The sequence below is a fragment of the Sinorhizobium kostiense genome (genome assembly GCF_017874595.1).
Lineage (GTDB): Bacteria > Pseudomonadota > Alphaproteobacteria > Rhizobiales > Rhizobiaceae > Sinorhizobium > Sinorhizobium kostiense.
Genome location: NZ_JAGILA010000006.1, coordinates 52,126 through 78,172, shown reverse-complemented (window position 1 = coordinate 78,172; position 26,047 = coordinate 52,126). Strand labels below are relative to the sequence as shown.

The window sequence follows — 26,047 nt, the reverse complement described above, 5'->3', positions numbered from 1 at the left end:
CATGTCCATCCTGATCAACAAAGACACCAAGGTTCTCGTCCAGGGCCTGACCGGGAAGACCGGCACCTTCCACACCGAACAGGCGCTCGCCTACAATGGCACCAAGATGGTCGGCGGCATCCACCCGAAGAAGGGCGGCGAGACCTGGACCGGCTCCAAGGGCGAACAGCTCCCGATCTTCGCGACGGTTGCCGAAGGCCGCGAAGCCACCGGCGCCAATGCATCGGTCATCTATGTCCCGCCGGCAGGCGCTGCCGCGGCGATCATCGAGGCGATCGATGCGGAAATCCCGCTGATCGTCTGCATCACCGAGGGCATTCCCGTTGCCGACATGGTCAAGGTCAAGGCGCGGCTCGAAAAGTCGTCCTCGCGCCTCATTGGCCCCAACTGCCCTGGGGTCCTCACCCCTGACGAGTGCAAGATCGGCATCATGCCCGGCAACATCTTCCGCAAGGGTTCGGTCGGCGTGCTTTCGCGCTCCGGCACGCTCACCTATGAGGCGGTGTTCCAGACGACGAACGAGGGCCTCGGCCAGACGACCGCCGTCGGCATCGGCGGCGACCCGGTCAAGGGCACCGAATTCATCGACGTGCTCGAGATGTTCCTCGCCGACGACGAGACGAAGTCGATCATCATGATCGGCGAGATCGGCGGCTCGGCCGAGGAGGACGCGGCGCAGTTCCTGAAAGACGAGGCCAAGCGCGGCCGCAAGAAGCCGATGGTCGGCTTCATCGCCGGCCGTACGGCTCCTCCCGGCCGTACCATGGGCCATGCCGGCGCCGTGATCTCCGGCGGCAAAGGCGGCGCGGAAGACAAGATCGCGGCGATGGAATCGGCAGGCATCCGTGTCTCGCCGTCGCCGGCACGTCTCGGCAAGACGCTGGTCGAAGTGTTGAAGGGCTGACGAACACGATCCGATTGGGCGGCATTTGAAGCCGCCCATCGGGACCTTGAACGATGCAAAGATGAATGCATCGGAGCGGGTGCTGAGGCGACATTCGCGTCCGACGCTCCGCTCCGGCCCACATAAGCCAGGGTCGGGACGTCTCCTGATCGTCCGATCATCCCGACTCCGGCACGAGGCATGATGAACGGCCGGGACAATCCGGCATCCCAAACTTCAAGTCAGGAGGCGGACCCAAGTCCGCGAGAGACCATGACAAGGCAAGAGGCCAACGAGCAATTTCAGCTCACTTCGTTTCTGGACGGCGCCAATGCCGCCTATATCGAGCAGCTCTACGCACGCTACGAATCGGATCCGTCTGCCGTTTCCGCCGAATGGCAGGCCTTCTTCAAGACGCTTGCCGATCGGCCCGAAGATGTGGTGAAGGCGGCAAAGGGCGCCTCCTGGAAGAAGAGCAATTGGCCGATCGCCGCCAATGGTGAACTCGTCTCGGCGCTCGACGGCGACTGGGGCACGGTCGAGAAGATCGTCGAGAAAAAGGTCAAGGCGAAAGTCGAGGAAGCCGCCGCCCTTGCCGGCGTTCCGGTGAGCGAGGCCGAGGTCCATCAGTCGACCCGCGATTCCGTCCGGGCCATCATGATGATCCGCGCCTACCGCATGCGCGGCCACCTGCATGCGAAGCTCGACCCGCTGGGCCTCGCCGATCCGGTCGAGGACTACGACGAGCTCTCGCCGAAGACTTACGGCTTCGAGGAGAAGGATTACGACCGCAAGATCTTCATCGACAACGTGCTCGGCCTCGAATATGCGACCGTGCGCGAGATGGTCGAAATTCTCGAACGGACCTATTGCTCGACGATGGGCGTCGAGTTCATGCACATGTCCAACCCGGAAGAGAAGGCCTGGATCCAAGAGCGCATCGAAGGGCCGGACAAGGGCGTCGAATTCACCCCGGCGGGCAAGCGCGCGATCCTGCAGAAGCTCATCGAGGCCGAGGGCTTCGAACAGTTCATCGACGTCAAGTACAAGGGCACGAAGCGCTTCGGCGTCGACGGTGGTGAATCGCTGATCCCGGCCCTCGAGCAGATCATCAAGCGCGGCGGCCAGCTCGGCCTCAAGGAAATCGTTCTCGGCATGGCGCATCGCGGCCGCCTGAACGTTCTCTCCCAGGTCATGGCCAAGCCGCACCGGGCCATTTTTCACGAGTTCAAGGGCGGTTCCTATGCGCCCGATGACGTCGAAGGTTCGGGCGACGTGAAGTACCATCTCGGTGCCTCGTCCGACCGGGAATTCGACGGTAACAAGGTGCACCTGTCGCTCACGGCTAACCCGTCGCATCTCGAAATCGTCAACCCGGTGGTCATGGGCAAGGCGCGTGCCAAGCAGGACCAGATCGCCACCGTCTTCGAAGGCGACATCATCCCGCTGCGCGAGCGCGTCAAGGTCATGCCGTTGCTGCTGCATGGCGATGCCGCCTTCGCAGGGCAGGGCGTCGTTGCCGAAATCCTCGGCCTTTCCGGCCTGCGCGGCCATCGCGTTGCCGGCACCGTGCATTTCATCATCAACAACCAGATCGGCTTCACCACCAACCCAGCCTTCTCGCGCTCTTCGCCCTATCCGTCGGACGTCGCCAAGATGATCGAGGCGCCGATCTTCCACGTGAACGGCGACGATCCGGAAGCCGTCGTCTACGCCGCCAAGGTCGCGACCGAGTTCCGGATGAAGTTCCACAAGCCGGTCGTCATCGACATGTTCTGCTATCGTCGCTTCGGCCATAACGAGGGCGACGAGCCGGCATTCACGCAGCCGAAAATGTACCGCGCGATCCGCGCGCACAAGACGGTGGTCCAGCTCTATTCCGCGCGCCTGATCGCCGAAGGCCTGATCACCGAAGGCGAAGTCGAGAAGATGAAGGCCGACTGGCGCGCTCATCTCGAGCAGGAATTCGAGATAGGCCAGTCCTACAAGCCGAACAAGGCCGACTGGCTCGACGGCGTCTGGTCGGGTCTGCGCACCGCCGACAACCAGGATGAGCAGCGCCGCGGCAAGACCTCGGTGCCGATGAAGCAGCTGAAGGAGATCGGCCGCAAGATTTCCGAGATCCCGGCTGGTTTCCACGCGCATCGCACCATCCAGCGTTTCATGGAAAACCGCGCCAACATGATCCAGTCCGGAGAGGGTATCGACTGGGCCATGGCGGAAGCACTGGCCTTCGGCACACTCGTGACCGAGGGCACGAAGATCCGTTTGTCGGGTCAGGACTGCGAACGCGGCACCTTCTCGCAGCGCCATTCGGTCCTCTACGACCAGGAGTCCGAAGAGCGCTACATCCCGCTCGCCAACCTGTCGCCGACGCAGGCGCGCTACGAAGTCATCAACTCGATGCTCTCGGAAGAGGCGGTGCTCGGCTTCGAGTACGGCTATTCGCTCGCTCGTCCGAACGCACTGACGCTGTGGGAAGCCCAGTTCGGCGACTTCGCCAATGGCGCCCAGGTGGTTTTTGACCAGTTCATTTCGTCGGGCGAACGCAAGTGGCTGCGCATGTCCGGTCTCGTCTGCCTGCTGCCGCACGGCTATGAGGGGCAGGGACCGGAGCATTCGTCCGCCCGACTCGAGCGCTACCTGCAACTTTGCGCCGAAGACAACATGCAGGTCGCCAATGTGACGACGCCGGCGAACTATTTCCATATCCTGCGCCGCCAGGTGAAACGCGATTTCCGCAAGCCTCTGATCCTGATGACGCCGAAGTCGCTGCTGCGCCACAAGCGCGCGGTTTCCAGCCTTTCCGACATGGCCGGAGACAGCTCCTTCCACCGCCTGCTCTGGGACGATGCCGAGGTGATGAAGGACGGCCCGATCAAGCTGCAGAAGGATTCGAAGATCCGCCGCGTCGTGATGTGCTCGGGCAAGGTCTATTACGATCTTCTCGAAGAGCGCGAGAGGCGCGGCAGCGACGACATCTACCTGTTGCGCGTCGAGCAGCTCTATCCATTCCCGGCGAAAGCTCTCATCAACGAGCTCAGCCGCTTCCGGCACGCGGAGATGGTCTGGTGCCAGGAAGAGCCGAAGAACATGGGCGCATGGTCGTTCATCGACCCCTATCTCGAATGGGTGCTTGCCCATATCGACGCCAAGTACCAGCGGGTGCGCTACACCGGTCGCCCGGCCGCGGCATCGCCTGCCACGGGCCTGATGTCCAAGCACATGGCGCAGCTTGCCGCCTTCCTCGAGGACGCGCTGGGGGGCTGATACCCCCTCACGGTCTGCCAATCGACAGAAACAGACATCTGATCAACGGAACAAAATCATGGCAACAGAAATCCGCGTTCCCACTCTTGGCGAATCCGTCAGCGAAGCTACCGTCGGCACCTGGTTCAAAAAGGTCGGCGATGCGATCAAGGCGGACGAGCCGATCCTCGAGCTCGAGACCGACAAGGTGACGATCGAGGTTCCGGCGCCGGCTGCCGGAACGCTCTCCGAAATCGTCGCTGAGGCGGGCGAGACCGTCGGCCTTGGCGCGCTGCTCGGCCAGATCGCCGAAGGCGCCGCCGCGGCTCCAGCCGAAAAGAAGCCCGAGCCAGCCGCGGCTCCGGCCGAGAAGAAGCCTGAGCCCGCCGCTGCTGCCCCGGCAAGCGCGGAAGTCGGAAACATGTTGGGTGCTGCATTGGCGGCGAGGCAGCCGGCGCCCTCTGCAGCCAAGCTCATCGCCGAGAACAATCTCTCCGCCGACCAGATCGACGGCTCGGGCAAGCGCGGCCAGGTTTTGAAGGGCGACGTGCTCGCCGCCGTCGCCAAGGGCATCTCGGCACCGGCCGCCGCTGAGCCAGCCAAGGTCCAAGCCCGTGCGCCCGCGCCCGCCGAGGACGCTGCGCGCGAAGAGCGGGTCAAGATGACCCGCCTGCGTCAGACGATCGCCAAGCGTCTGAAGGATGCGCAGAACACCGCGGCGATGCTCACCACCTATAACGAGGTGGACATGAGTGCGGTCATGAGCCTGCGCTCGAAATACAAGGATGTCTTCGAGAAGAAGCACGGCGTGAAGCTCGGCTTCATGGGCTTCTTCACCAAGGCGGTCACGCACGCACTCAAGGAGTTGCCGGCTGTCAACGCCGAGATCGACGGCACCGACATCATCTACAAGAACTTCTGCCATGTAGGCGTCGCCGTCGGCACAGACAAGGGCCTCGTCGTGCCGGTCGTGCGCGACGCCGACCAGATGTCGATCGCCGAGATCGAGAAGGAAATCGGCCGTCTCGGCAAGGCGGCGCGCGACGGCGCGCTGTCGATGGCCGACATGCAGGGCGGCACCTTCACCATCTCCAATGGCGGCGTCTACGGTTCGCTGATGTCCTCGCCGATCCTCAACGCGCCGCAGTCGGGCATCCTCGGCATGCACAAGATCCAGGACCGGCCGGTCGCGATCGGCGGACAGGTCGTCATCCGTCCGATGATGTACCTGGCGCTCTCCTACGATCATCGCATCGTCGACGGTAAGGAAGCAGTCACCTTCCTCGTCCGCGTCAAGGAGAGCCTCGAAGATCCGGAACGCCTGGTGCTCGATCTCTGAGATCGCCACCTTCAAGCAGTGGCGGGGGTGCAAGCCCCCGCTGCCGGAGGCGATCCTCCGATGCCCCGTGCGGGGCATCGACAGCCATGGAGCTGGACGCTAGGCTATGGGAGCACGCTATGCGTGCATCCCGACGTCCGCCAAATCATCTGGTCTTCAACGCACCGGTCGCAAAAGATGAGCAATTACCTGTTCGAACTTGCATCGCTGATGGCGATCTTCTCCTTCGCCATCGTTTCTCCCGGCGCTGACCTCGCCATGGTCATACGGCAATCGCTGGTACACGGCCGTCGGTCGGCAATCATCACCGCCTTCGGCATCGGCGCGGCCCTGATGTTCCATGTCACCTACACCATTCTCGGCCTGGGGCTGATCATTTCCCAATCGATCTACCTCTTCAACATCGTCAAATGGTGCGGCGTCGCTTACCTGATCTATATCGGCATCAAGGCGCTCAGGGCCGGCCAGACAGAGATTGCCGTCGACGTGCAAGGCCCTGCCGGGGCGGCCAGGAGGCAGTCGGCGTTGAAGGCATTCGGGCTCGGCTTCGCGGCCAATGCTCTGAACCCCAAGGCCGTATTCTTCTTCCTGTCGATCTTCTCGACGGTCGTCGGTGCGAATACGCCGATGCCGGTCAAGTTCGGCTACGGCATGATCATGGCGAGTTCCCTCATCCTATGGTTCGTCGGCGTCAGCCTGTTCATGACGACGCCAAGGATGCGGGCGGCCTTCACCCGCGCGAGCAAGTGGATCGATCGGGCGAGCGGCCTCGTCTTCATTGCCCTCGGCTTGAAGCTTGCCACCGAAAAGGCTGCGTGAAGATGGATGGCCGCATAGTTTTGTTCTTCTTCGCTCTGGCGCTCGCTTGTCCGGCACATGCGGACGAATGCAGCCAGGCGAAGGCGGTCTATGCGGACGAGGCCGGCGGTTATGAGCTCTACTTCGAGCCGGTCGGCTCGGAAGCGGCTGTCACCAGCAATCATTTCAAGATCAGCCTCACCGGCACCAGCCTCTCGCTTAACGGGGTGGTCATGGCCTCCGGCGAACCGGAACGCCCGAATGGCATCGTCATGCACGATTGCCCGACCGGTGACGTGACCGGTGCCGAGCTTGCCGCCTGCACTGTCTGGCAGGGGCCGATCTATACCGTCGACGGCGCCGGCAATGTCGGCCTGCTTCAGGGCGAGGATGCGCCGGCCGCCGAGAAGGTCCTGCTCCCGGCTTTCGGCCCGTCGCTGCGCGCCTCGACCGCCTGGGGCAAGGGCAAGGCGCAGACGGACAGTTCCGACGTCTTCGCGTTCAAGGGATGCGCCGGATGAGCGAAGGGCGCGTTCTTCTCGTGACCGGCGGTAGCCGCGGCATCGGTGCGGCCGTCTGCCTTGCGGCGGCGAGCGAAGGTTGGCGGGTGGCCATCAACTACGCCTCTAACCGGCAGGCAGCGGAGGAGGTGGCCCGCCGGATTTCCGAGGCGGGCGGTTCGGCAATCGCGGTCGAGGGCGACGTCGGCTCGGAAAATGGCGTACGGGCGATCTTTGCGGCGGTCGATGCCGCCTTCGGCCGGCTCGACGGTCTCGTCAACAACGCCGGTATCGTCGGCCCGCCGCAGCGGATCGACGAGATTTCGCCCGAACGGCTGGAGCGGATGTTCCGCATCAATGTGACCGGCGCCATCCGCTGCGCGGCAGAGGCGGTGCTTCGCATGTCGACGCGCCATGGCGGGAAGGGCGGTGTGGTCGTCAATCTCTCGTCCGCTGCAGCCGTGCTCGGCTCGGCAGGGCAATATGTCGACTATGCCGCGACCAAGGGGGCAATCGACAGTTTTACGATCGGGCTTGCGCGCGAAGTGGCGGCGGAAGGCATCCGCGTCAATGCCGTGCGGCCGGGTATCATCGATACGGACATCCATGCCTCCGGCGGTCTGCCGGATCGCGCCCGTCAAATGGCCTCTTCCATCCCCATGCAGCGGCCCGGCACGGCCGGCGAAGTAGCCGATGCAATTCTCTATCTCCTGTCGGATAAGGCGACTTATGTGACGGGGGCCATACTCAGTGTCAGCGGCGGGCGATGACCGCGCTCCCAGGAAGGAACAATATATGGCTTATGATCTCATCGTTATCGGAAGCGGCCCTGGGGGCTATGTCTGCGCCATCAAGGCAGCGCAGCTCGGCATGAAGGTCGCCGTGATCGAAAAGCGCAGCACCTTTGGCGGCACCTGCCTCAATGTCGGCTGTATTCCGTCCAAGGCGCTGCTGCACGCTTCCGAAATGTATCACCATGCCCAGCACGGCCTCGACGCGCTCGGCGTGGAGGTCGCAAGTCCGAAGCTCAACCTTGAAAAGATGATGGCCCATAAGGACGCGACGGTTAAGGCGAATGTCGACGGCGTGTCCTTCCTCTTCAAGAAAAACAAGATCGACGCCTTCCAGGGGCTGGGCAAGGTACTCGGACAGGGCAAGGCCTCCGTCACCAATGATAAAGGCGAGGAGCAGGTCCTCGAAGCGAAGAACATCGTCATCGCCGCGGGCTCGGATGTCGCCGGAATTCCGGGCGTTGACGTTCAATTCGATGAGAAGGTGATCATCTCGTCGACCGGAGCGCTGGAGCTGGAAAAGGTGCCGGCGAGCATGATCGTGGTCGGGGGCGGCGTCATCGGCCTCGAACTCGGCTCGGTCTGGGCACGTCTCGGCGCGAAGGTTACAGTCGTCGAGTATCTCGACACGATCCTCGGCGGAATGGATGGCGAAGTCGCCAAGCAGCTCCACCGCATGCTGACGAAGCAAGGCCTCGACATCAAACTCGGCGCCAAGGTGACCAGCGTCCAAAAACCGGGCTCTGGCGCGAGGGTCACCTTCGAGCCGGTCAAGGGTGGCGAATCGACGGCGCTTGATGCCGAGGTCGTGCTGGTGGCGACCGGCCGCAAGCCCTGCACGGAGAATATGGGCCTCGCGAAAGCCGGTGTCGTGCTCGATTCCCGTGGCCGCATCGAAATCGACAGTCACTTCCAGACGAGCATCACCGGCGTTTACGCGATCGGCGACGTCGTGCGCGGCCCGATGCTTGCGCACAAGGCCGAGGACGAGGGCGTCGCGGTTGCGGAGATCATCGCGGGGCAGGCGGGCCATGTGAACTATGACGTCATTCCGGGCGTCGTTTATACGCAGCCGGAGGTCGCTTCCGTCGGCAAGACGGAGGAGGAGCTGAAGGCCGCGGGCGTCGCCTACAGGGTTGGCAAGTTCCCCTTCACCGCCAATGGCCGCGCCCGCGCGATGCTTCAGACGGACGGATTCGTGAAGATCCTCGCCGACAAGGAAACCGATCGCGTACTCGGCGGCCATATCATCGGTTTCGGCGCCGGCGAAATGATCCACGAGATTGCCGTGCTGATGGAGTTCGGCGGCTCGTCCGAAGATCTCGGCCGCACCTGTCACGCGCATCCGACCATGTCGGAAGCAGTCAAGGAAGCGGCGCTCGCGACCTTCGCCAAGCCGATCCATATGTGACAAATAGCCCGGGGGCTGCGACAAGCGGCCTCCTGCCATTGCGCCGCCACAGGGCGCAATCATGAACGTGCTCCACGGGTGAGACGGGATCCGACAACAACCGCATCCTTCGTCCATGCCGCTCGAGCGGCCCGTCACGGCCGCCGGATCAATCGCCCTCCGGCGAGTGCGAGAAGGATCGTGTTCATGAGACCCCGCAGTGTTACGGCTCGCCTGCCGAATGCCTGGCTGCCCGGCGCCGACTGGGCGGATTGCTACGAACTCCTCTTTCTCGGCGAGCGGCTGACCGCCTTGGAAGCGGCAAGGCGGACGCTCGGAAGCGCGCCGCGTTGGGTTCGCAACCTGCTGGCGCTACGCAATCGCCTGATGGCGCCCTTCGGACTCAAGGCCGCGATTCCGGCCGCCGCCGGCGGCCTTGTCGGCGCATTCCCCATCGTGGGGGAGGGCGAGCGCGAGACCGTACTCGGCTTCGACGACCGCCATCTCGATTTCCGGATCGTCGTCGACGTGCGCGACGGCCCGGCCGAGAGCCAGGTCATCGGCATCACGACGCTGGTTCGCCGCAAGAATCTTCTCGGTTATCTCTACCTTGCTGCCGTCACGCCCTTTCACAAGGCGATCGTGCCGACCTTGCTTGCCGAGGTGAACGCGCGCTATGAGCCGGTTACTGTACGGGCGTCACGGTGAAGCCCTGCTGGCGCAAGAGCTCGATGAGACCTTCCTTGCCCGGAAGATGCAGCGCCCCGACAGCCATGAAGGCTTTGCCTTCCTTCAGGATCGGCTCGGCGCGGGTCGCCATGGTCCTGTTGCGGTCGATGATGATCCGCTGCTCGAAAGCGGCGTAGCCGAGATCACCGGGCGCTGTCTCGGCCGACGCGGCTTTCATCATCGGCATGATCATGCCCGTTTCGCCGGCGAGATAGAGATCCGTCATCGTCGCGATGACGTCGTCGATCGTCCTGCCGAGCGCAAGCGTATCGATCAGCGCCCTCAGGTGCCATTCGACTGGGAGAGAATCCATGGCCGAAAGCTGTTCGATCAGCGTCTCCAACCCCTTCAGGCCCTTGCCCTGGCTCACGGCATCCTCGGCCAATCTCTTGTCGAGGAAGGCGGTGCCCGCCGCCTTGCGCGAGAATTCGCAGGCTGGCAGCGCCACGAAGCTCGCTATCATCCAGGGCTTCATCTTGGCGACAAGCGGCAACGGAATGCCGCGCGCTTTAAGCCCCGCCTCGAGGCGCAACCGGTCCTCCGGCGTGAGGAAATCGTCGATCGTCCTGTTGTCCGCGAACATGGTGAGGTCGGGCCGCATCATGATCGCGGCGCTGGCCTTCCTCTCGTCGATGATCTCGTCCGATTCGACGACCACGGTGGCGGCCCCGGCAAAAGCATCCGCGGCGCCCGCAGGCATCGCCAGGACGCGCGGATCGGTGACATGCATGGTGCCGAGCAGGAAGGACGGCGCCGACCCGCGCCCCTCGATCCTCCAGAGCAGACCCTTTCCGTTCGGCACGGCAGCGGCCTCCTCGCGCAAGGCCGCAAACCGCGCGGGATCGGATTGTTCCAGCGCCGCAAGGATGTTGCGGCCGCCGCACCCCTCATCTTCCGCGGCGTTCGCGTCCGAAAGGGTGAGCAAGGCGACGACAAGGCTCGCGGCCATCATCACGTGGATGAGCGCGATCAGCCAGATGAGACCATCGGCCGCCTTGGCCGCGAGTGTGCGAACGGGTCTGAGCATCGTCGTTGTCATGGGCGTCTGTTCCCGGGTGGTAACAAGCAAGCCTACGCCCCCCTGGTCACAGGTCTCTTAACGGGCGTGGTTAACGGGCAAGCGCGCCGGATATTAAAGCAATTCGGCGAAGAGTGCGCCCTGCCCTTTTGGGCGAGATCGATTGTCGCAGTTGGAGTGGAGACAGGACTGCAGAGGCATGCATCGTTCAGGCACGCGGATGGGCGCGATCATAGATCTCGAGCAGGCGTGCCGAGTCGACGCCGGTATAGACCTGCGTGGTCGAGAGGCTGGCATGGCCGAGCAGTTCCTGGATCGTTCGCAGATCCCCGCCACCCGCCAGAAGATGTGTCGCAAAGGAATGCCGCAGCGCGTGCGGCGTTGCCGAATCGGGGAGGCCGAGGGCGGTCCGCAGCTTCTGCATCTCACGCTGGATGATCGCTGGCTGCAGCCGCCCGCCGCGGGCGCCGCGGAAGAGTGCCTCGCGCTGACCGAGGTGGTAGGGGCAGAGCTTGCGATAGGCCGCGACCGCCTCGTTGGCCGCGGCAATCAGCGGTACGATCCGGGTCTTGCCGCCTTTGCCGGTAATCCTGAGCGACGTCGGCATGCCTGCAAAATCGTCCGCCGTCAGGCCAAGCGCTTCGGAGATGCGCAGACCGCAGCCGTAGAGAAGCGTCAGCACGGCGGCGTTCCGCGCGGCGATCCAAGGCTCCTCGGCGAGCTGTGCATCGGCCGTGACCACCTTCAGCGCATCGCGGTCGGTGAGCGGCTTCGGCAGCGATTTCGGCTGTTTCGGCGAGCGCACGGCAGCCGCGCCTGCGGCATTGGCGAGGCCGTTTCGCTCGAGATAGCGCAGGAACGACCGCAGGCCTGCGAGCCCGCGTCCGAGCGTGCGCGCCCCCGCGCCGCCCTTGCGGCGTTGCGCGAGAAAGCCTCGCAGGTCGGCGGGACGAAGCGCGCGAATGTCGGCGAGCGCGGGAGGACCGGCGAGGTGCCCCGTCAGAAAGGTGAGGAACTGCCGCGTGTCGCGCTCATAAGCCTCGATCGTCTTTTCAGAAAGCCGGCGTTCTTCGGCGAGAGTCGCAAGCCACCTTCGACGCTCTGCCATAACCTCTGGGTGGCCTATTACAAGAAGGTCGTTCATCCTCGGCCCAGGCGTGATTGCTGCGTTTCCAAGAAGTTGGTGCGGGGCAGGAAAACCGCTCGTGCTTTTCCTCCCGCGCCACTTTGCCACCGGGCGCTTATGTTTTTGCTAACGTATCATTTGTTCGCCAACAGCCCCTTGGATTTTGTCATTGTTCGATCATATTGAACTGCGATGTTCGCCTCAGCAAAGCGGGTACACTTATGGCGAGACGTGATTCGGGCGCGTTGGCGCATTTTGCAGAGGCTGTCGCGCTGGTCTCACAGGGACAGCCTGGCCACATCGTCGACACGCTGATTGCCGAACGCGGCCAGAAGATCGTCCGGCATCCGCTATGGCCCGTGATGCGGCCCTTTCTCTACACTCTGCTTAACTACCGCAAGGCGATCGAATTCGCCGATTCCGTCGCCAACATGCAGGGCTTCCAGGCCTTCGAGCATTTAAGTTCGCTGCTCTCACTCGACATCCGCGTCGACAAGCCGGAGCGCATACCGGCGCGCGGCGGCTTCCTGCTCGTCAGCAACCACCCGACCGGCATCGCCGACGGCATCGCCGTCTTCGACCTTCTCAAGAGCCGCCGGCCCGACATGATGTTCTTCGCCAACCGCGATGCCATCCGCGTCAATCCGCGCTTCGTTGAGATGATCATCCCGGTCGAGTGGCGGGAGGAGCACAAGTCGAAGCTCAAGGCACGCGAGACGCTGCAGGTCACCAATCGTGCCATCGAAGCGGGGAAGGCGACCGTACTCTTCCCCTCCGGTCGAATCGCCTATTGGGCAGATGGGCGTCTCAACGAGCGTCCGTGGAAAAGTTCAGCCATCAGTTTCGCCCGCAAGTACGGTTTGCCAATCCTGCCGGTCCACATGAGCGCGCGCAATTCCGGCCTGTTCTACTGGTTCGCGAAGTGGTCGACGGAACTGCGCGACATGACCGTCTTCCACGAGCTTCTCAACAAGAAGGGCGACCTCTTCGACTTCCGGATCGGCAACCTGATCGCGCCTGAGGCGCTGGACGGCGATCCGATGGACGTTACCCGTGCGCTCGAGCACCACACGGTTTTCGCGCTCGCGCGAGACGGCGATGCGGCCTTCGATCCCCAGGCCAAGGTTCCAGCGTGAGGCTTTTGGCGAAGAGCGCGCCCAGGTTAGAGCCATGCTGCTTCGCTCCATGTCTGTAGAAAACTACCGCTCATTGCGCTCCCTGCGCATTGATACGGCCGACGTCAACCTGTTCATCGGCGAGAATGGTGTCCGAAAATCCAACCTCTATCGTGCGCTGCAACTGGTGCAATCGGCAATGCGGGGCAGTTTTGCGCGCGACATCGCTGCGGAAGGAGGGATGTCGTCCGCCCTCTGGAGCGGTGCGCGCCGAGCCGGCAAGGCTGTGCGCATCTGCCTTATGACAGAACTGATCGACGAGGAGCGCGCAATCACGTTCCGATACCGGATCGAAGCGGGTCTGAAGCCCCCGGCAGCCGCCGGCTTCAGCTTTGAGCCGCAGGTGAAGGAGGAGGAGCTGAGCGTCGAGACCGGCCGCAGGCCCGTCACGATGATGAAACGGGCGGGGCCGAGCATAGCCGTTCGCGGTGAGCACGGGCGCTTGGAAGACTATCCGGGCGAGGCGATGCAGTCGGAAACGGCGGTATCGCTTCTCGGTGATGCGGGTCACTACCCCGAAATTGGCGCGGTCAGGCGGGCCATCGGCCAGTGGCGCTTCTTTCATGGCTTCCGCACCGATCGCGATTCGCCCTTGCGGGCGCCATGCCTGGCGGTGACTGCGCCGATGCTCGACGAAGAAGGCGGCAACATGGCCGCGGTCTTTGCAACGCTCTACCACACGCGCGAAGACACGCTCGATCTCGACCGGGCCGTGGCAAGCGCCTTTGGCGGTGCGAAGCTCGAGGTGCCGCCGCCGGGGCAATTCGCCGAATTCGCGCTGGTCTTTCCCGAATTTCCGCAACGCCCCTTCTTGCCGCGCGAGCTTTCGGACGGACAGATGCGCTTCCTGGCCCTTGCCGCTGCGCTGCTTTCCTACCGTCGCCCGCCTTTCATCGCGCTCAACGAACCGGAGACGAGCCTCTATCCGGATATGCTGCCGGCGCTTGCGGATATGATCGTGAGCGCTTCCAGAGACAGCCAGATCTGGATCGTCACTCACTCCGAGCGCCTGGCGGCGGCGGTTCAAGAGCGTTGCGGCGTGCGGCCGCGACGGGTGGTCCGCAAGAACGGCGCCACGTCGATCGATGGAATGCGCCTCACCGGTTCGCTAGACGGCGAGGACGAATGAAAAAGGCCCCGCATCGCTGCGGAGCCTCCTAATGCTGCGGCGTGATCTCCGCCGATCAGCCGATCTTCTGACCGGTCTTCGCCCAGTCGGCGAGGAACATTTCGAGACCTTTGTCGGTCAGCGGGTGCTTGACGAGCGCCTTCAGCGTTGCCGGCGGTGCGGTGACGACGTCGGCGCCGATGAGGGCGGCTTCCTTGACGTGGTTGACCGTGCGTATCGAGGCAGCGAGAATTTCGGTCTCAAAACCGTAATTGTCGAAGATGTGGCGGATCTCGCGGATCAGGTCCATGCCGTCGAAGGCGATGTCGTCGAGGCGGCCGATGAAGGGCGAAACGAAGGTCGCGCCCGCCTTGGCGGCGAGCAGCGCCTGGTTGGCCGAGAAGCAGAGCGTGACATTGGTCTGGTGCCCGTCCGAGGTCAGCGCCTTGCAGGCCTTCAAGCCGTCAAGCGTCAGCGGCAGCTTGATGCAGATATTGTCGGCGATCTTCGCGAGCGCCGCCGCTTCCCTCATCATCTCGCCATATTCGGTCGCGGTGACTTCCGCCGAGACCGGACCGTCGACGATCGAGCAGATTTCCTTGGTGACCTCGACAATGTCGCGACCCGACTTCAGGATCAGCGAGGGATTGGTGGTGACGCCGTCGAGCAGGCCGAGATCGTTCAGTTCCCGGATTTCCTTCACATCGGCGGTATCGACGAAAAATTTCATGGGAGCCTTCCTTGGCACTCAGCCGTTCGGGCGCTTCTCCACTGTCGGGTGGCGAAAATCGCGCGCGTTGAAACTCGGGCGGAACCGTGACAAACCCTGCTATCCACAAGGCAGCGGTTCGCTGCGCAGTTTTCTTTAGCCGAAAGCGGTGGCAAGGTCACGGCAAAATGACTCTCGATTCAACCGATTTATTCGGGGACGTACTCGATCGCCGTGTGGTGCCCGTCCTGCTGCCGATGCCGGCGCCGAGGGGGTATTCCTACGTCGTGCCGGATCGGATGGCGGTCGAACCGGGATCGATCGTACAGGTGCCGCTCGGCCCTCGCCTCGTCGTCGGCGTCGTCTGGGATGGCCCCGACGACGGCACGGTCGACCCCAAGAAGCTGAAGGCGATCGAGAAGGTTTTCGATTGTCCGCCGCTCAACCGTGACATGCGCACCTTCCTGGACTGGGTGGCCAACTATACGATAACGCCACCGGGGCTTGTCGCGCGCATGGCGCTCAGGGCGCCGACCGCCTTCGATCCGGAGCCGATGGTGGAAGCGTTGCGTCTTACCGAAAGACGGCCGGAACGGATGACGGCGACGCGCGAGCGGGTGATCGCTGCGGCGAGCGACGGATATTCCTGGACCCGCTCAGGACTTGCCCATGCGGCCGGTGTCTCGTCGAGCGTCATCGACGGCCTTCAGGCGCAGGGCGTGTTCGAAACGGTTTTCGTGCCGCCGCCGCCGGTCGTCACCGCCCCCGATCCGGATTTTGCCGTACCGCGCCTCGAGGGGCCGCAGCGGCAGGCGGCCGCGGATCTGCTCACGGCGGTCGAGGCGCGCAATTTCTCCGTCTCGCTGATCGATGGCGTTACCGGTTCCGGCAAGACCGAGGTCTATTTCGAGGCAATCGCGGCGACGCTTCGGGCCGGCAAGCAGGTGCTCATCCTGCTTCCGGAAATAGCGCTGACCGCAAGCTTCATGGAACGCTTCCAGGATCGCTTCGGAGCGAAGCCGGCGGAGTGGCATTCCGACCTCGCGCCGCGCACCAGGGAAAAGGTCTGGCGACAGGTGACGACCGGCCAGGTGCGCGTCGTCGCCGGCGCGCGTTCGGCCCTGTTCCTGCCTTTCGAGGATCTGGGCCTCATCATCGTCGACGAAGAGCACGATCCCGCCTACAAGCAGGAGGATCGTGTCTTCTACAATGCGCGTGACATGGCGGTCGTGCGCGGCCGCATCAGCGGTTTCCCGGTCGTGCTGGTCTCCGCCACGCCTTCGGTCGAAAGCCGGGTCAACAGTGAGATCGGGCGTTACCGGCCGATCCACCTGCCGACGCGTTTCGGCGATGCGGCGCTGCCGCATCTCGGCGTAATCGACATGCGCCGGCACCCGCCAGGGCGCGGCGGCTTTCTCTCTCCGGTGCTTCTTACCGAGATCGGCAGGGCGATCGGCCGCGGCGAGCAGGCGCTTCTCTTCTTGAACCGCCGGGGATATGCGCCCTTGACGCTCTGCCGTGTCTGCGGTCATCGCTTCCAGTGTCCTGACTGCTCGAGCTGGCTGGTCGAGCACCGGTTCCGGGGTCAGATCCAGTGCCATCATTGCGGCTATTCGGAGCGGATGCCGGAGGCCTGCCCTGAGTGCGGCACGCTCGACCACCTGGTCGCCTGTGGGCCGGGCGTCGAGCGCATTGCCGAGGAAGTCGAGCGGCATTTTCCCGAGGCCCGCACCATCGTGCTTTCCTCCGACCTGATGGGGGTCAAGCGGCTGAGACTGGAGCTCGAAGCGATCGCCAAGGGCGAGGCGGATATCGTCATCGGCACGCAGCTCGTCGCCAAGGGTCATAATTTTCCGATGATGACGCTCGTCGGCATCGTCGATGCCGATCTCGGCCTTGCCAACGGCGATCCGCGCGCCGCCGAGCGGACGTACCAGCTCCTATCGCAGGTAACCGGGCGCGCCGGCCGGACGGGTCTGAAGAGCCTTGGATTGCTGCAGACGTACCAGCCGCAACACCCGGTGATGCAGGCCATCGTCTCCGGTGACGCCGAGGCTTTTTACGAGCGCGAGATAAACGAGCGGGAACGCGCGGCCCTGCCACCCTTCGGGCGGCTCGCCTCGATCATCGTATCCGCGGACTCGCGCCAGGATGCGGAAGGGCATGCGCGCGGCCTGCGCAATGCCGCGCCGCGCGTCGACGGCATTTCGATCCTCGGCCCGGCCGAGGCGCCGCTGGCGCTGATCCGCGGCCGGCATCGTTTCCGCCTGCTCGTCCACGGGCGGCGCAATAGCGACATGCAATCCTTCCTGAAGGCGATGATCGCGGCGGGCCCGAAGGAGCGCGGCTCGGTGAGCGTCCAGATGGACGTCGATCCGCAGAGTTTTCTGTGATCGGAGTCGCTCCCTTAAGACAGCCGATTCCCATCGCCATGGACATAGAATAGGCTGGATCAAGGATGCGCCGTAACGAATCAGCCGGAGCGGCGAGATCACCTGCCCGCGGGGAATCGAGATGGAGTTATACATTCCAACGGAAACCGGCGAGTTCCTGGCCTTTTTTGCGGCCGCCGCGGCGGCGCTGCTCGGACTCGTCATGCTGTTTGCGCCGCGCCTCACTTTTCGTGCAGCCGGCATCGGCCTAGCCGAGGGGCGCCGCGGCGGCCTGGCGGAGGCCCGTTCCACCATGGGCGGCATGCATGTCGGGCTCGGACTCGGGGCCATCCTGCTCGCCCAGCCGATGGTCTATCTTGCCGTCGGCGCCGCCTTTGCGCTGGCTGCCTTCGGCCGCGCCTTGTCGATGATGAGCGATAATGGCGCCACCCTCTTCAACTGGCTTGCGCTTCTTGTCCAGGCGGCGCTCGCCGTCCTGCCGCTCGCCTATGTCTTCGGGCTTATCTAACTGCTGCATGTCTCCTTAAATCGACCTCGATTGAAGGAAAAAGACATGCAGCATTTCAAAGTGCTACAGCGACCTTTGCGCGTCTGATCAAGACGCGCGGCGCTATAGGAACGGCAGGCGCGGGGGCCTGCGACACAATGTACGGCAAAATTCGGCCGAACTCGGTCGAGTTATGCCGCATTCCTGGCGTTGGCGTGTTGCGAGTCCAAACATCCTATGCTAGACGAACCGCGAATTGCGGGGGAAGTGGGTCGAAGGGCCTCGATATCCTGCGAATTAATGCAGCAAATTCAAGACGTTAAATGGACGGTTCGCCGCTGCTGACGCTCTTGGATGATTTTGAGAGAAGCTTGTGCCCGTGGCAGACACATCCCAGCTTATTTCCGGTGTTGCAGAAAGATATGCCTCCTCCCTCTTCGAGCTTGCCCTCGAGGCCGGTGCGGTAGAAGCGGTCGGTGCCGATCTTGATCGCGTCCAGGCGCTGATCGACGGCAGCGACGATTTGAAGCGGCTGGTCGCAAGCCCGGTTTTTTCCGCTGACGATCAGTTCAAGGCCATCTCGGCGGTCGCGGATCAGTTCGGTTTTTCCGGCCTCGTCGGCAACTTCCTCAAGGTCATCGCGCGCAATCGCCGCCTCTTCGCGCTGCCCGGCATCATCAAGGCCTTCCGCCTGATCGCCGCGCGTCACCGCGGCGAAATCACTGCCGACGTCACGTCGGCCCACGCGCTGACCGAAGCGCAGCAAACCGAATTGAAGGCGACGCTGAAAGGCGTCACCGGCAAAGACGTGGCGATCAACGTCACCGTCGACCCGTCTATTCTTGGAGGTCTGATCGTCAAGGTCGGGTCCCGCCAGATTGACACCTCCCTTCGCACCAAACTCTCTACCCTTAAGCTTGCACTGAAAGAGGTCGGCTGATGGATATCCGCGCCGCGGAAATTTCCGCAATTCTCAAAGATCAGATCAAAAATTTCGGCCAGGAAGCAGAAGTCTCCGAAGTCGGCCAGGTGCTTTCCGTCGGTGACGGTATCGCCCGCGTCTACGGCCTCGACAATGTTCAGGCAGGCGAGATGGTCGAATTCCCGGGCGGAATTCGTGGCATGGCGCTGAACCTCGAATCCGACAATGTCGGTGTGGTTATCTTCGGCTCCGACCGCGACATCAAGGAAGGCGACACCGTCAAGCGGACCGGCGCCATCGTTGACGTTCCGGTCGGTCCGGAGTTGCTCGGCCGCGTGGTCGACGCGCTCGGCAACCCGATTGACGGCAAGGGCCCCATCAACGCCAAGCAGCGCGCCCGCGTCGACGTCAAGGCACCCGGCATCATTCCGCGCAAGTCGGTTCACGAGCCGATGTCGACCGGCCTCAAGGCCATCGACGCCCTGATCCCGGTCGGCCGCGGCCAGCGCGAGCTCGTCATCGGCGACCGCCAGACCGGCAAGACCGCAATCATCCTCGACACGTTCCTGAACCAGAAGCCGATCCATGACAACGGCCCGGAGCAGGACAAGCTCTACTGCGTCTACGTCGCTATCGGCCAGAAGCGCTCGACCGTCGCCCAGTTCGTGAAGGTCCTCGAAGAGCGCGGCGCCCTGCAGTACTCCATCATCGTCGCGGCCACGGCTTCCGACCCGGCGCCGATGCAGTATCTCGCTCCGTTCGCCGGCTGCGCGATGGGCGAGTATTTCCGCGACAACGGCAAGCATGCGCTGATCGGCTATGACGACCTGTCCAAGCAGGCCGTGGCCTACCGCCAGATGTCGCTGCTGCTCCGCCGCCCGCCGGGCCGCGAAGCGTATCCGGGCGACGTCTTCTACCTGCATTCCCGCCTCTTGGAGCGCGCTGCGAAGCTCTCCGACGAAAAGGGCGCTGGCTCGCTGACGGCGCTGCCGGTCATCGAGACGCAGGGCAACGACGTGTCCGCGTTTATCCCGACCAACGTGATCTCGATCACCGACGGCCAGATCTTTCTTGAAACCGACCTGTTCTACCAGGGTATCCGTCCGGCCGTTAACGTCGGCCTGTCGGTTTCGCGCGTCGGCTCCTCCGCGCAGATCAAGGCGATGAAGCAGGTTGCCGGCTCGATCAAGGGCGAACTCGCCCAGTACCGCGAAATGGCGGCCTTCGCCCAGTTCGGCTCCGACCTCGATGCTGCTACCCAGCGCCTGCTTAACCGCGGTGCCCGCCTGACCGAACTCCTGAAGCAGCCGCAGTTCTCGCCGCTGAAGACGGAAGAGCAGGTCGCGGTGATCTTCGCCGGCGTCAACGGCTATCTCGACAAGCTGCCGGTCAATGAAGTCGGCAAGTTCGAGCAGGGTCTGCTCTCCTATCTGCGTTCGGAAGGCAAGGCCGTTCTGGATACCATCCGTACGGAGAAGGCGATCTCTGACGACACCAAGGCAAAGCTGAAGGCTGCTATCGACAGCTTCGCCAAGTCTTTCGCCTGAGCGGACCTCAACTAGGACGGACAACGGATGCCTTCACTTAAGGATCTGAAGAACCGGATCGCCTCCGTCAAGGCGACGCAGAAGATCACCAAGGCGATGAAGATGGTCGCCGCGGCGAAGCTTCGGCGCGCGCAGGAGGCGGCCGAGGCCGCCCGGCCTTATTCGCAGCGCATGGCTGCCGTTCTCGCCAATATCGCCCAGGCGGTTGGCGCGGACGACGCCGCGCCGCGGTTGATGACCGGGACCGGCAGGAACGACACGCATCTCCTGATCGTCTGCACCGCAGAACGCGGTCTCTGCGGCGGCTTCAACTCGCAGATTGCGCGCCATGCTCGCGACCATGTGCGCAAGCTCCTGGCCGAGGGCAAGACGGTCAAGATCATCTGCGTCGGCAAGAAGGGCTTCGATATCCTGCGGCGGGAATTCGCGTCGCTGATCATCGACCGCGTCGACTTGCGTGAAGTCAGGAAGATCGGTTTCGAGAATGCAGACCGAATCGGTCACAAGGTGATCGAGCTCTTCGAAAGGGGAGAGTTCGACGTCTGCACCTTGTTCTATTCCGAGTTCAAGTCCGTCATATCGCAAATCCCGACCGCGCAGCAGCTCATCCCGGCATCGGCCGGACCGGTGGCAGCCGAGACCGAGAGCAATTCAGCGATCTACGAATACGAGCCGGATGCTGCCGCCATCCTCAGCGACCTCATTCCGCGCAACATCTCCGTGCAGATCTTCCGGGCATTGCTCGAGAACGTCGCCGGCGAAATGGGCGCCAAGATGAGCGCCATGGACAATGCGACGCGCAATGCCGGTGAGATGATCAACAAGCTGACTCTCAACTACAACCGTCAGCGGCAGGCGCAGATCACCAAGGAACTCATTGAAATTATCTCGGGCGCGGAAGCGCTCTAAGGTTACGAGAAGAGGGTAAGAATTATGGCTAAGGCAGCTACCCCGAAAGAAACCGCAGCGGTGAAGAAGCCTGCTGCTCCGAAGAAGGCAGCTCCCGCCAAGACAGCCGCTGTGGCTACGGGTGCTGTCGGCCGTGTCACGCAGGTTATCGGCGCCGTCGTCGACGTCGCGTTCGAAGAGGGCTACCTGCCGCAGATCCTGAACGCGCTGGAAACCGACAACCAGGGCAACCGCCTCGTTCTCGAAGTCGCTCAGCATCTCGGGGAAAATACCGTCCGCACGATCGCCATGGACTCGTCCGAAGGCCTCGTCCGTGGTCAGTTGGTCACCGACACCGGTGCCCCGATCGCGGTGCCGGTCGGCAAGGAAACGCTCGGCCGCATCATGAACGTCATCGGCGAGCCGGTTGACGAAGCCGGTCCGGTCGTTACGGCATCGCGCCGCGCGATCCACCAGGACGCGCCGGCCTATGTCGAGCAGTCGACGGAAGCGCAGATCCTCGTCACCGGCATCAAGGTCGTCGACCTGCTCGCTCCTTACGCAAAGGGTGGCAAGATCGGCCTCTTTGGCGGTGCAGGCGTCGGCAAGACCGTTCTGATCATGGAACTGATCAACAACGTCGCCAAGGCGCATGGCGGTTACTCGGTGTTCGCGGGCGTGGGCGAGCGTACCCGCGAAGGCAACGATCTCTATCACGAAATGATCGAATCGGGCGTGAACAAGCACGGTGGCGGCGAAGGCTCCAAGGCCGCGCTCGTTTATGGCCAGATGAACGAACCGCCGGGTGCCCGCGCCCGCGTCGCGCTCACCGGTTTGACCGTCGCCGAGCACTTCCGTGACGAAGGCCAGGACGTTCTCTTCTTCGTCGACAACATCTTCCGCTTCACCCAGGCCGGTTCGGAAGTGTCGGCTCTGCTCGGCCGCATTCCATCGGCCGTGGGTTACCAGCCGACGCTTGCGACCGACATGGGCGCGATGCAGGAGCGCATCACCACGACGACCAAGGGCTCGATCACCTCGGTTCAGGCGATCTACGTTCCGGCCGACGACTTGACCGACCCGGCTCCGGCGACCTCGTTCGCCCACCTCGACGCGACGACGGTTCTGTCGCGCTCGATCGCCGAAAAGGGCATCTACCCGGCCGTGGACCCGCTCGACTCGACCTCGCGCATGCTCGATCCGATGATCGTCGGCGAGGAGCACTACGAAGTCGCCCGTAAGGTGCAGGGTACGCTGCAGCGCTACAAGGCGCTCCAGGACATCATCGCCATCCTCGGCATGGACGAGCTTTCCGAAGAGGACAAGCTCACCGTCGCCCGCGCCCGCAAGATCGAGCGCTTCCTGTCGCAGCCGTTCTTCGTCGCTGAAGTCTTCACCGGCTCGCCGGGCAAGCTGGTCGCCCTCGAAGACACGATCAAGGGCTTCAAGGGTCTCGTCAACGGCGAGTACGACCACCTGCCGGAAGCCGCCTTCTACATGGTTGGCTCCATCGACGAAGCCGTCGAAAAGGCCAAGAAGCTGGCTGCCGAAGCCGCCTAATCGAGCGTGAGCCGTGGCGCGAGTTTTTTGCGCCGCGGCTTCCATTCTGCCGCGGCGTCAGCGGCTCTAGAACATGCACAGCCGCCGCTTTACGGTGCGCTTACCAGAAGTGAATGGTCATGGCCGACAGTTTCAATTTCGAACTTGTTTCCCCGGAGCGCCTGTTGCTTTCCGCACAGGTGACTGAAGTCGTCATCCCGGCAACCGAGGGTGAAATGACCGTGATGGCCAATCACGCGCCGACCATGACGACTGTCAAGCCGGGTGTGGTCACCGTCAAGATGGCCGACGGCAAGAGCGAGCGCTTCGCGGTCTTCGGGGGGTTCGCCGATATCCTGCCGACCGGCTGCACGCTGCTTGCGGAATCGGCCGTTCACGTGGACGAACTCGACCCCTCGGTGCTCGAGAACCGCATCGCTGTGGTCCGCGCCGAACTCGAAGGCGCCGGTGACGAGAAGAAGACCCGTCTCGAGCAGTTCATCGCCGAACTGACGAAGCTCGGGGAGATCGTAATCCCGGCCTGAAAGGGACATCCCGACAAGGGAAATGAGGATTAGAACTTCGGACCCCGCTTCGAGCGGGGTTTTTTGCGGGTTGGAGCGGCCGCCTCTGGCCGCAGCGAATTTGCCGGCGAACGATCTCTCCCTGCGTGCGATTTCCGCAGGCGCGGGAAGGGCGACCGCGGTCGCGATCTTCCTCCTGGTCGGCGGGTAACGGAAGGTTGCCGCCAATTTCGTCAAAAAGGATCACCGTGAACGCAGATGCCCGGACAATGTCCGGGCATTTTTCGTTTCATGTTTCGAGGATGCGACTGGACAGCGTCTCAGCTTGCGGCGCGCTCGCTGCCGTTCTTTTGCGCGTAGTGGTGGCCGAAGCGGTTGGCGAGGAATGTGTCGAGCGCGATGTCCTCCTGACGAATGAAGCCCTTTGCCGGGAGCTTGCCTTCGGCGACGAGGTCGAGCACGGCGCAGATGCTGGCGGCTGTGGTAATTTGAATGCCGCTGTGCATCCGCCCGGCGACGGCGCCGCTATAGACCTTGTTGGCATAGGTTTCCTGGACCAGGTGGCCGTCGCGGAAGCCGGAAACGGTGACGAAGATGACGACGACGTCCTGGGTCGTGGTCGGCAGCGCATTTTCGAGGATGTCCTTCAGGACTTCGCGGCGATGGCGCAGGCCGAGATCGTTCAACAGCGCCTTGAAGATGGCTGCATGGCCGGGATAACGGATCGTCTTGTAGTTCAGGGTGCGCACCTTGTCCTTGAGTGTCTCGCAGAGTGTGCCGAGACCGCCCGAGGTGTTGAATGCCTCGTAGGTGACCCCGTCGAGGGAGAACTCCTCGCGCGCCTCCATCGCCGGCACTTCGACCAGCGCACCTTCGACGATCGCTTCGCAGGGCTCGATATATTCGTTGATGACCCCGTCCGTGCTCCAGGTGAGATTGTAGTTGAGCGCGTTCGACGGATATTGCGGCAGCGCGCCGACGCGCATGCGGACGCTCTCGAGCTTGTCGAAGCGTTTGGCAAGGTCGTAGGCGACGATCGAGATGAAGCCGGGGGCAAGCCCGCATTGCGGGATGAAGGCGGTGTTCGCCTTGGCGGCAATCGCCTTGACCTGCCGGGTCGATTCGACGTCTTCCGTCAGGTCAAGATAGTGAATGCCGGCCTCGGCGGCGGCCTCGGCGATCGCCACCGTCAGATGGAAAGGAGCGGCGCTCAATACAGCGAACTTGCCCGCGAGCAAGCCGACAAGCGCCTTCCTGTCGGTAATGTCGATTGCAGCCGTCGAAATTGCGTCGTGCTTTTCGACCTCCTGCAACTGCTCGGCACTGCGGTCGACGACGCAGACGCGATAGTCGCCGGAGTGGGCCAGCATGCGGGCGATCGTCGATCCGATCTTGCCGGCGCCGATGACTACGATCTCTTTCATTCTTTTCTTCCCCTCGAACATGAGCTCTTCGAGCGCATTGTCCCTCTGCCGACTGTTGCTTTGAAGCGCTGAAATGAGTAAATCGACGGAGAGATATCGGCATTTCGCCGAACAGAGTCGACAATATGCAGGTTACCGACAAGGATCGTGAATTACTCGCCGTGCTCAGCGAGAACGCCCGCATGCCAACGGCGACGATTGCCCGTCGGCTCGGCCTCTCGCGCACGACCGTGCAGGCGCGTCTGGAACGTCTGGAGCGCGACGGTGTGATCGCGGGCTACGGCGTGCGCCTTTCGGAGAATTACGAAAAGGGATTGGTGAAGGCGCATGTGCTGATCACGATCGCGCCGCGGGCGCTCAGTCGTGTCACGCCCGAGCTTGCCGCGATACGGGAAATCCGCACCCTTCACTCCGTCAGCGGCAGTTTCGATCTGATCGCCATTGTCGCTGCGAGCTCGATCAGCGAACTGGATCATCTGATCGACCGTATCGGGGAAATCGGCGGCGTTGAAAAGACACTCTCGTCAATCATCCTTTCGACGCGGATCGACCGCTAGCCGGGACGAGATAGTCGGCGCGGCTTTCCGCCCGTACACCGAACTTCGTATAATTGAACCGACCTAAAGTATCCTGATCTGAGGCGGTTCAGCGACCATCGCCGTTCGTAGACATCCATGCCGAGGGTCCACGGCCGACGAAGGTGTGCGAGCCATCGCCGGCTGCGAGCCATTGATCGCGGTCGAAAAAAGTTTCGGCGATGCTCTTGGGGCGCGTTCGCCTCGCCTGGTTAGCAAGGAGATTGTAGCGCGGCGTTTCGCCGGACTCGCGCTTGAACTGTATGCGGCTGCCGAAGCGGCGGAGATCGAATTCGTCGAGTGCCTGAATCTTGAGCGCTACGCTCTCGCGATCGGCCCAGCGAACGTGACTGAGGAAAACCGCGGCGGCCATCGCCGCGCCACTCGTAACCACCTGCGTGTCGTCCGGGTGTTCGATATTCAGCTTGACGCGGAAGGAGGTGATTTCGTCCTCGTCGCTGCCTTTGACGAAAATGAAGATCGACGAGCTCTTCTGGTCTCCCGGCCGGGCGAATGGGACGAGGGACGAACATTCCCAGCGGCCGCTCTCGGCGGATGTCCATTCGAGATCGCGGAAGCCGGCTTCGCGAAGCGCCTCGCAGAGCGCGCGTGGGTCGCTGCGAAGCTGGCGGAGGAATTGCTGTTCCGGAGCGTTCAGGTCCGCGAAGATCCGCTCCGGCAGGACCACGGTCTCAGGCTTTGGCCGCCGCTGGGGGGTGCGCGACGGCAGGGGCGGCCTTTCCGGTTGCGCGGCGCTGGTCTCGAGCCCCAGTGCCGTTAGAAGCTGCCTCAGATTGCGCTGTTCGTTCGCAAGTAGCACGGTTGCGAGTATCGCCGTGAAGATCAGCGCCACGGCACTGAGAAAGAAAGCAATGCCGGCACGGCCCCTATGCTTTCTCTCCATCGCCCGAAACTCACCTTACCCACTCGCCA

23 protein-coding genes are annotated in these 26,047 nt (G+C 63.2%); 18 read left to right on the top strand and 5 right to left on the bottom strand.

Translation table 11 applies throughout. The features are described 5' to 3' along the window. Position 1 precedes the first annotated feature (1 nt). The 8 genes from sucD (at position 2) to J2Z31_RS20110 (ending at position 9,658) form a co-directional block, all read left to right on the top strand. Positions 2–904 carry a succinate--CoA ligase subunit alpha gene (gene sucD, locus J2Z31_RS20145; RefSeq protein ID WP_209603900.1) on the top strand — a complete coding sequence of 301 codons (903 nt, stop codon included), beginning with the start codon at positions 2–4 and terminating at the stop codon, positions 902–904. Positions 905–1,156: 252 nt separating this feature from the next. Further along, positions 1,157–4,153, top strand: coding sequence for a 2-oxoglutarate dehydrogenase E1 component (locus tag J2Z31_RS20140; RefSeq protein ID WP_209603898.1), 2,997 nt, complete (start codon positions 1,157–1,159; stop codon positions 4,151–4,153). Between the two features lie 58 nt (positions 4,154–4,211). Further along, on the top strand, positions 4,212–5,471 hold the full coding sequence (gene odhB / locus J2Z31_RS20135; RefSeq protein ID WP_209603896.1) for a 2-oxoglutarate dehydrogenase complex dihydrolipoyllysine-residue succinyltransferase: 1,260 nt from the start codon (positions 4,212–4,214) through the stop codon (positions 5,469–5,471). A gap of 177 nt (positions 5,472–5,648) precedes the next feature. Continuing rightward, on the top strand, positions 5,649–6,290 hold the full coding sequence (locus J2Z31_RS20130; protein ID WP_209603894.1) for a LysE family transporter: 642 nt from the start codon (positions 5,649–5,651) through the stop codon (positions 6,288–6,290). A 2-nt stretch (positions 6,291–6,292) separates the two neighbouring features. Then, positions 6,293–6,790: a hypothetical protein gene (locus J2Z31_RS20125; RefSeq protein WP_209603892.1), complete on the top strand. Its 498-nt coding sequence runs from the start codon at positions 6,293–6,295 to the stop codon at positions 6,788–6,790. Beyond that, positions 6,787–7,539 carry an SDR family oxidoreductase gene (locus J2Z31_RS20120; protein WP_209603890.1) on the top strand — a complete coding sequence of 251 codons (753 nt, stop codon included), beginning with the start codon at positions 6,787–6,789 and terminating at the stop codon, positions 7,537–7,539. The genes J2Z31_RS20125 and J2Z31_RS20120 overlap by 4 nt, the downstream gene beginning before the upstream one ends. A 25-nt stretch (positions 7,540–7,564) precedes the next feature. Next, on the top strand, positions 7,565–8,971 hold the full coding sequence (lpdA, locus tag J2Z31_RS20115) for a dihydrolipoyl dehydrogenase (RefSeq protein WP_209603889.1): 1,407 nt from the start codon (positions 7,565–7,567) through the stop codon (positions 8,969–8,971). A gap of 186 nt (positions 8,972–9,157) precedes the next feature. Further along, positions 9,158–9,658: a DUF2867 domain-containing protein gene (locus J2Z31_RS20110; RefSeq protein ID WP_209603887.1), complete on the top strand. Its 501-nt coding sequence runs from the start codon at positions 9,158–9,160 to the stop codon at positions 9,656–9,658. On the opposite strand, the gene J2Z31_RS20105 is transcribed toward J2Z31_RS20110, so the two are convergent. Both J2Z31_RS20105 and J2Z31_RS20100 read right to left on the bottom strand, forming a co-directional pair. Then, entirely contained in the window at positions 9,636–10,718 is a 1,083-nt protein-coding gene (locus J2Z31_RS20105) for a TraB/GumN family protein (RefSeq protein ID WP_209603885.1), read from the bottom strand. The two genes, J2Z31_RS20110 and J2Z31_RS20105, sit on opposite strands and share 23 nt — an antisense overlap. Positions 10,719–10,905: 187 nt before the next feature. Then, complete coding sequence (locus tag J2Z31_RS20100) at positions 10,906–11,841, bottom strand: tyrosine recombinase XerC (protein WP_209603883.1); 936 nt, start codon at positions 11,839–11,841, stop codon at positions 10,906–10,908. 203 nt (positions 11,842–12,044) lie between these two features. Here J2Z31_RS20100 and J2Z31_RS20095 point away from each other — a divergent pair, with 203 nt between their 5' ends. Beyond that, complete coding sequence (locus J2Z31_RS20095) at positions 12,045–12,959, top strand: GNAT family N-acetyltransferase (RefSeq protein WP_209603881.1); 915 nt, start codon at positions 12,045–12,047, stop codon at positions 12,957–12,959. A gap of 34 nt (positions 12,960–12,993) precedes the next feature. After that, positions 12,994–14,127, top strand: a complete 1,134-nt coding sequence (locus J2Z31_RS20090; RefSeq protein ID WP_209603879.1) for an AAA family ATPase — start codon at positions 12,994–12,996, stop codon at positions 14,125–14,127. Between the two features lie 55 nt (positions 14,128–14,182). Here the strand turns inward: J2Z31_RS20090 and fsa are convergent, their stop codons facing one another. Then, entirely contained in the window at positions 14,183–14,836 is a 654-nt protein-coding gene (gene fsa / locus J2Z31_RS20085; protein ID WP_209603877.1) for a fructose-6-phosphate aldolase, read from the bottom strand. Positions 14,837–15,003: 167 nt separating this feature from the next. Between fsa and J2Z31_RS20080 the strand changes: the two genes are divergently transcribed. The 7 genes from J2Z31_RS20080 (at position 15,004) to J2Z31_RS20050 (ending at position 23,136) form a co-directional block, all read left to right on the top strand. After that, positions 15,004–17,208: a primosomal protein N' gene (locus tag J2Z31_RS20080; RefSeq protein ID WP_209603875.1), complete on the top strand. Its 2,205-nt coding sequence runs from the start codon at positions 15,004–15,006 to the stop codon at positions 17,206–17,208. A gap of 121 nt (positions 17,209–17,329) precedes the next feature. Continuing rightward, entirely contained in the window at positions 17,330–17,716 is a 387-nt protein-coding gene (locus J2Z31_RS20075; RefSeq protein WP_209603873.1) for an AGROH133_08824 family phage infection protein, read from the top strand. A 352-nt stretch (positions 17,717–18,068) separates the two neighbouring features. Then, positions 18,069–18,635 (top strand): F0F1 ATP synthase subunit delta, encoded by a 567-nt coding sequence (locus tag J2Z31_RS20070; protein ID WP_209603871.1) that lies wholly within the window; start codon positions 18,069–18,071, stop codon positions 18,633–18,635. Then, on the top strand, positions 18,635–20,164 hold the full coding sequence (atpA, locus tag J2Z31_RS20065; RefSeq protein ID WP_209603869.1) for a F0F1 ATP synthase subunit alpha: 1,530 nt from the start codon (positions 18,635–18,637) through the stop codon (positions 20,162–20,164). Before J2Z31_RS20070 ends, atpA begins: the two co-directional genes overlap by 1 nt. Before the next feature lie 27 nt (positions 20,165–20,191). Then, positions 20,192–21,073: a F0F1 ATP synthase subunit gamma gene (locus tag J2Z31_RS20060; RefSeq protein ID WP_209603867.1), complete on the top strand. Its 882-nt coding sequence runs from the start codon at positions 20,192–20,194 to the stop codon at positions 21,071–21,073. A gap of 24 nt (positions 21,074–21,097) precedes the next feature. Further along, complete coding sequence (atpD, locus tag J2Z31_RS20055; protein ID WP_209603865.1) at positions 21,098–22,612, top strand: F0F1 ATP synthase subunit beta; 1,515 nt, start codon at positions 21,098–21,100, stop codon at positions 22,610–22,612. A gap of 119 nt (positions 22,613–22,731) precedes the next feature. Beyond that, positions 22,732–23,136, top strand: coding sequence for a F0F1 ATP synthase subunit epsilon (locus J2Z31_RS20050; protein WP_209603864.1), 405 nt, complete (start codon positions 22,732–22,734; stop codon positions 23,134–23,136). Between the two features lie 299 nt (positions 23,137–23,435). Here J2Z31_RS20050 and J2Z31_RS20045 read toward each other — a convergent pair whose 3' ends face one another. After that, on the bottom strand, positions 23,436–24,539 hold the full coding sequence (locus J2Z31_RS20045) for a saccharopine dehydrogenase family protein (RefSeq protein ID WP_209603862.1): 1,104 nt from the start codon (positions 24,537–24,539) through the stop codon (positions 23,436–23,438). Between the two features lie 125 nt (positions 24,540–24,664). Here J2Z31_RS20045 and J2Z31_RS20040 point away from each other — a divergent pair, with 125 nt between their 5' ends. Then, on the top strand, positions 24,665–25,096 hold the full coding sequence (locus tag J2Z31_RS20040) for an Lrp/AsnC family transcriptional regulator (RefSeq protein WP_209603860.1): 432 nt from the start codon (positions 24,665–24,667) through the stop codon (positions 25,094–25,096). An 88-nt stretch (positions 25,097–25,184) separates the two neighbouring features. Here J2Z31_RS20040 and J2Z31_RS20035 read toward each other — a convergent pair whose 3' ends face one another. Then, a complete protein-coding gene (locus tag J2Z31_RS20035; RefSeq protein ID WP_209603858.1) occupies positions 25,185–26,018 on the bottom strand; it encodes a DUF6030 family protein in 834 nt (277 codons plus the stop codon). Positions 26,019–26,047 lie beyond the last annotated feature (29 nt).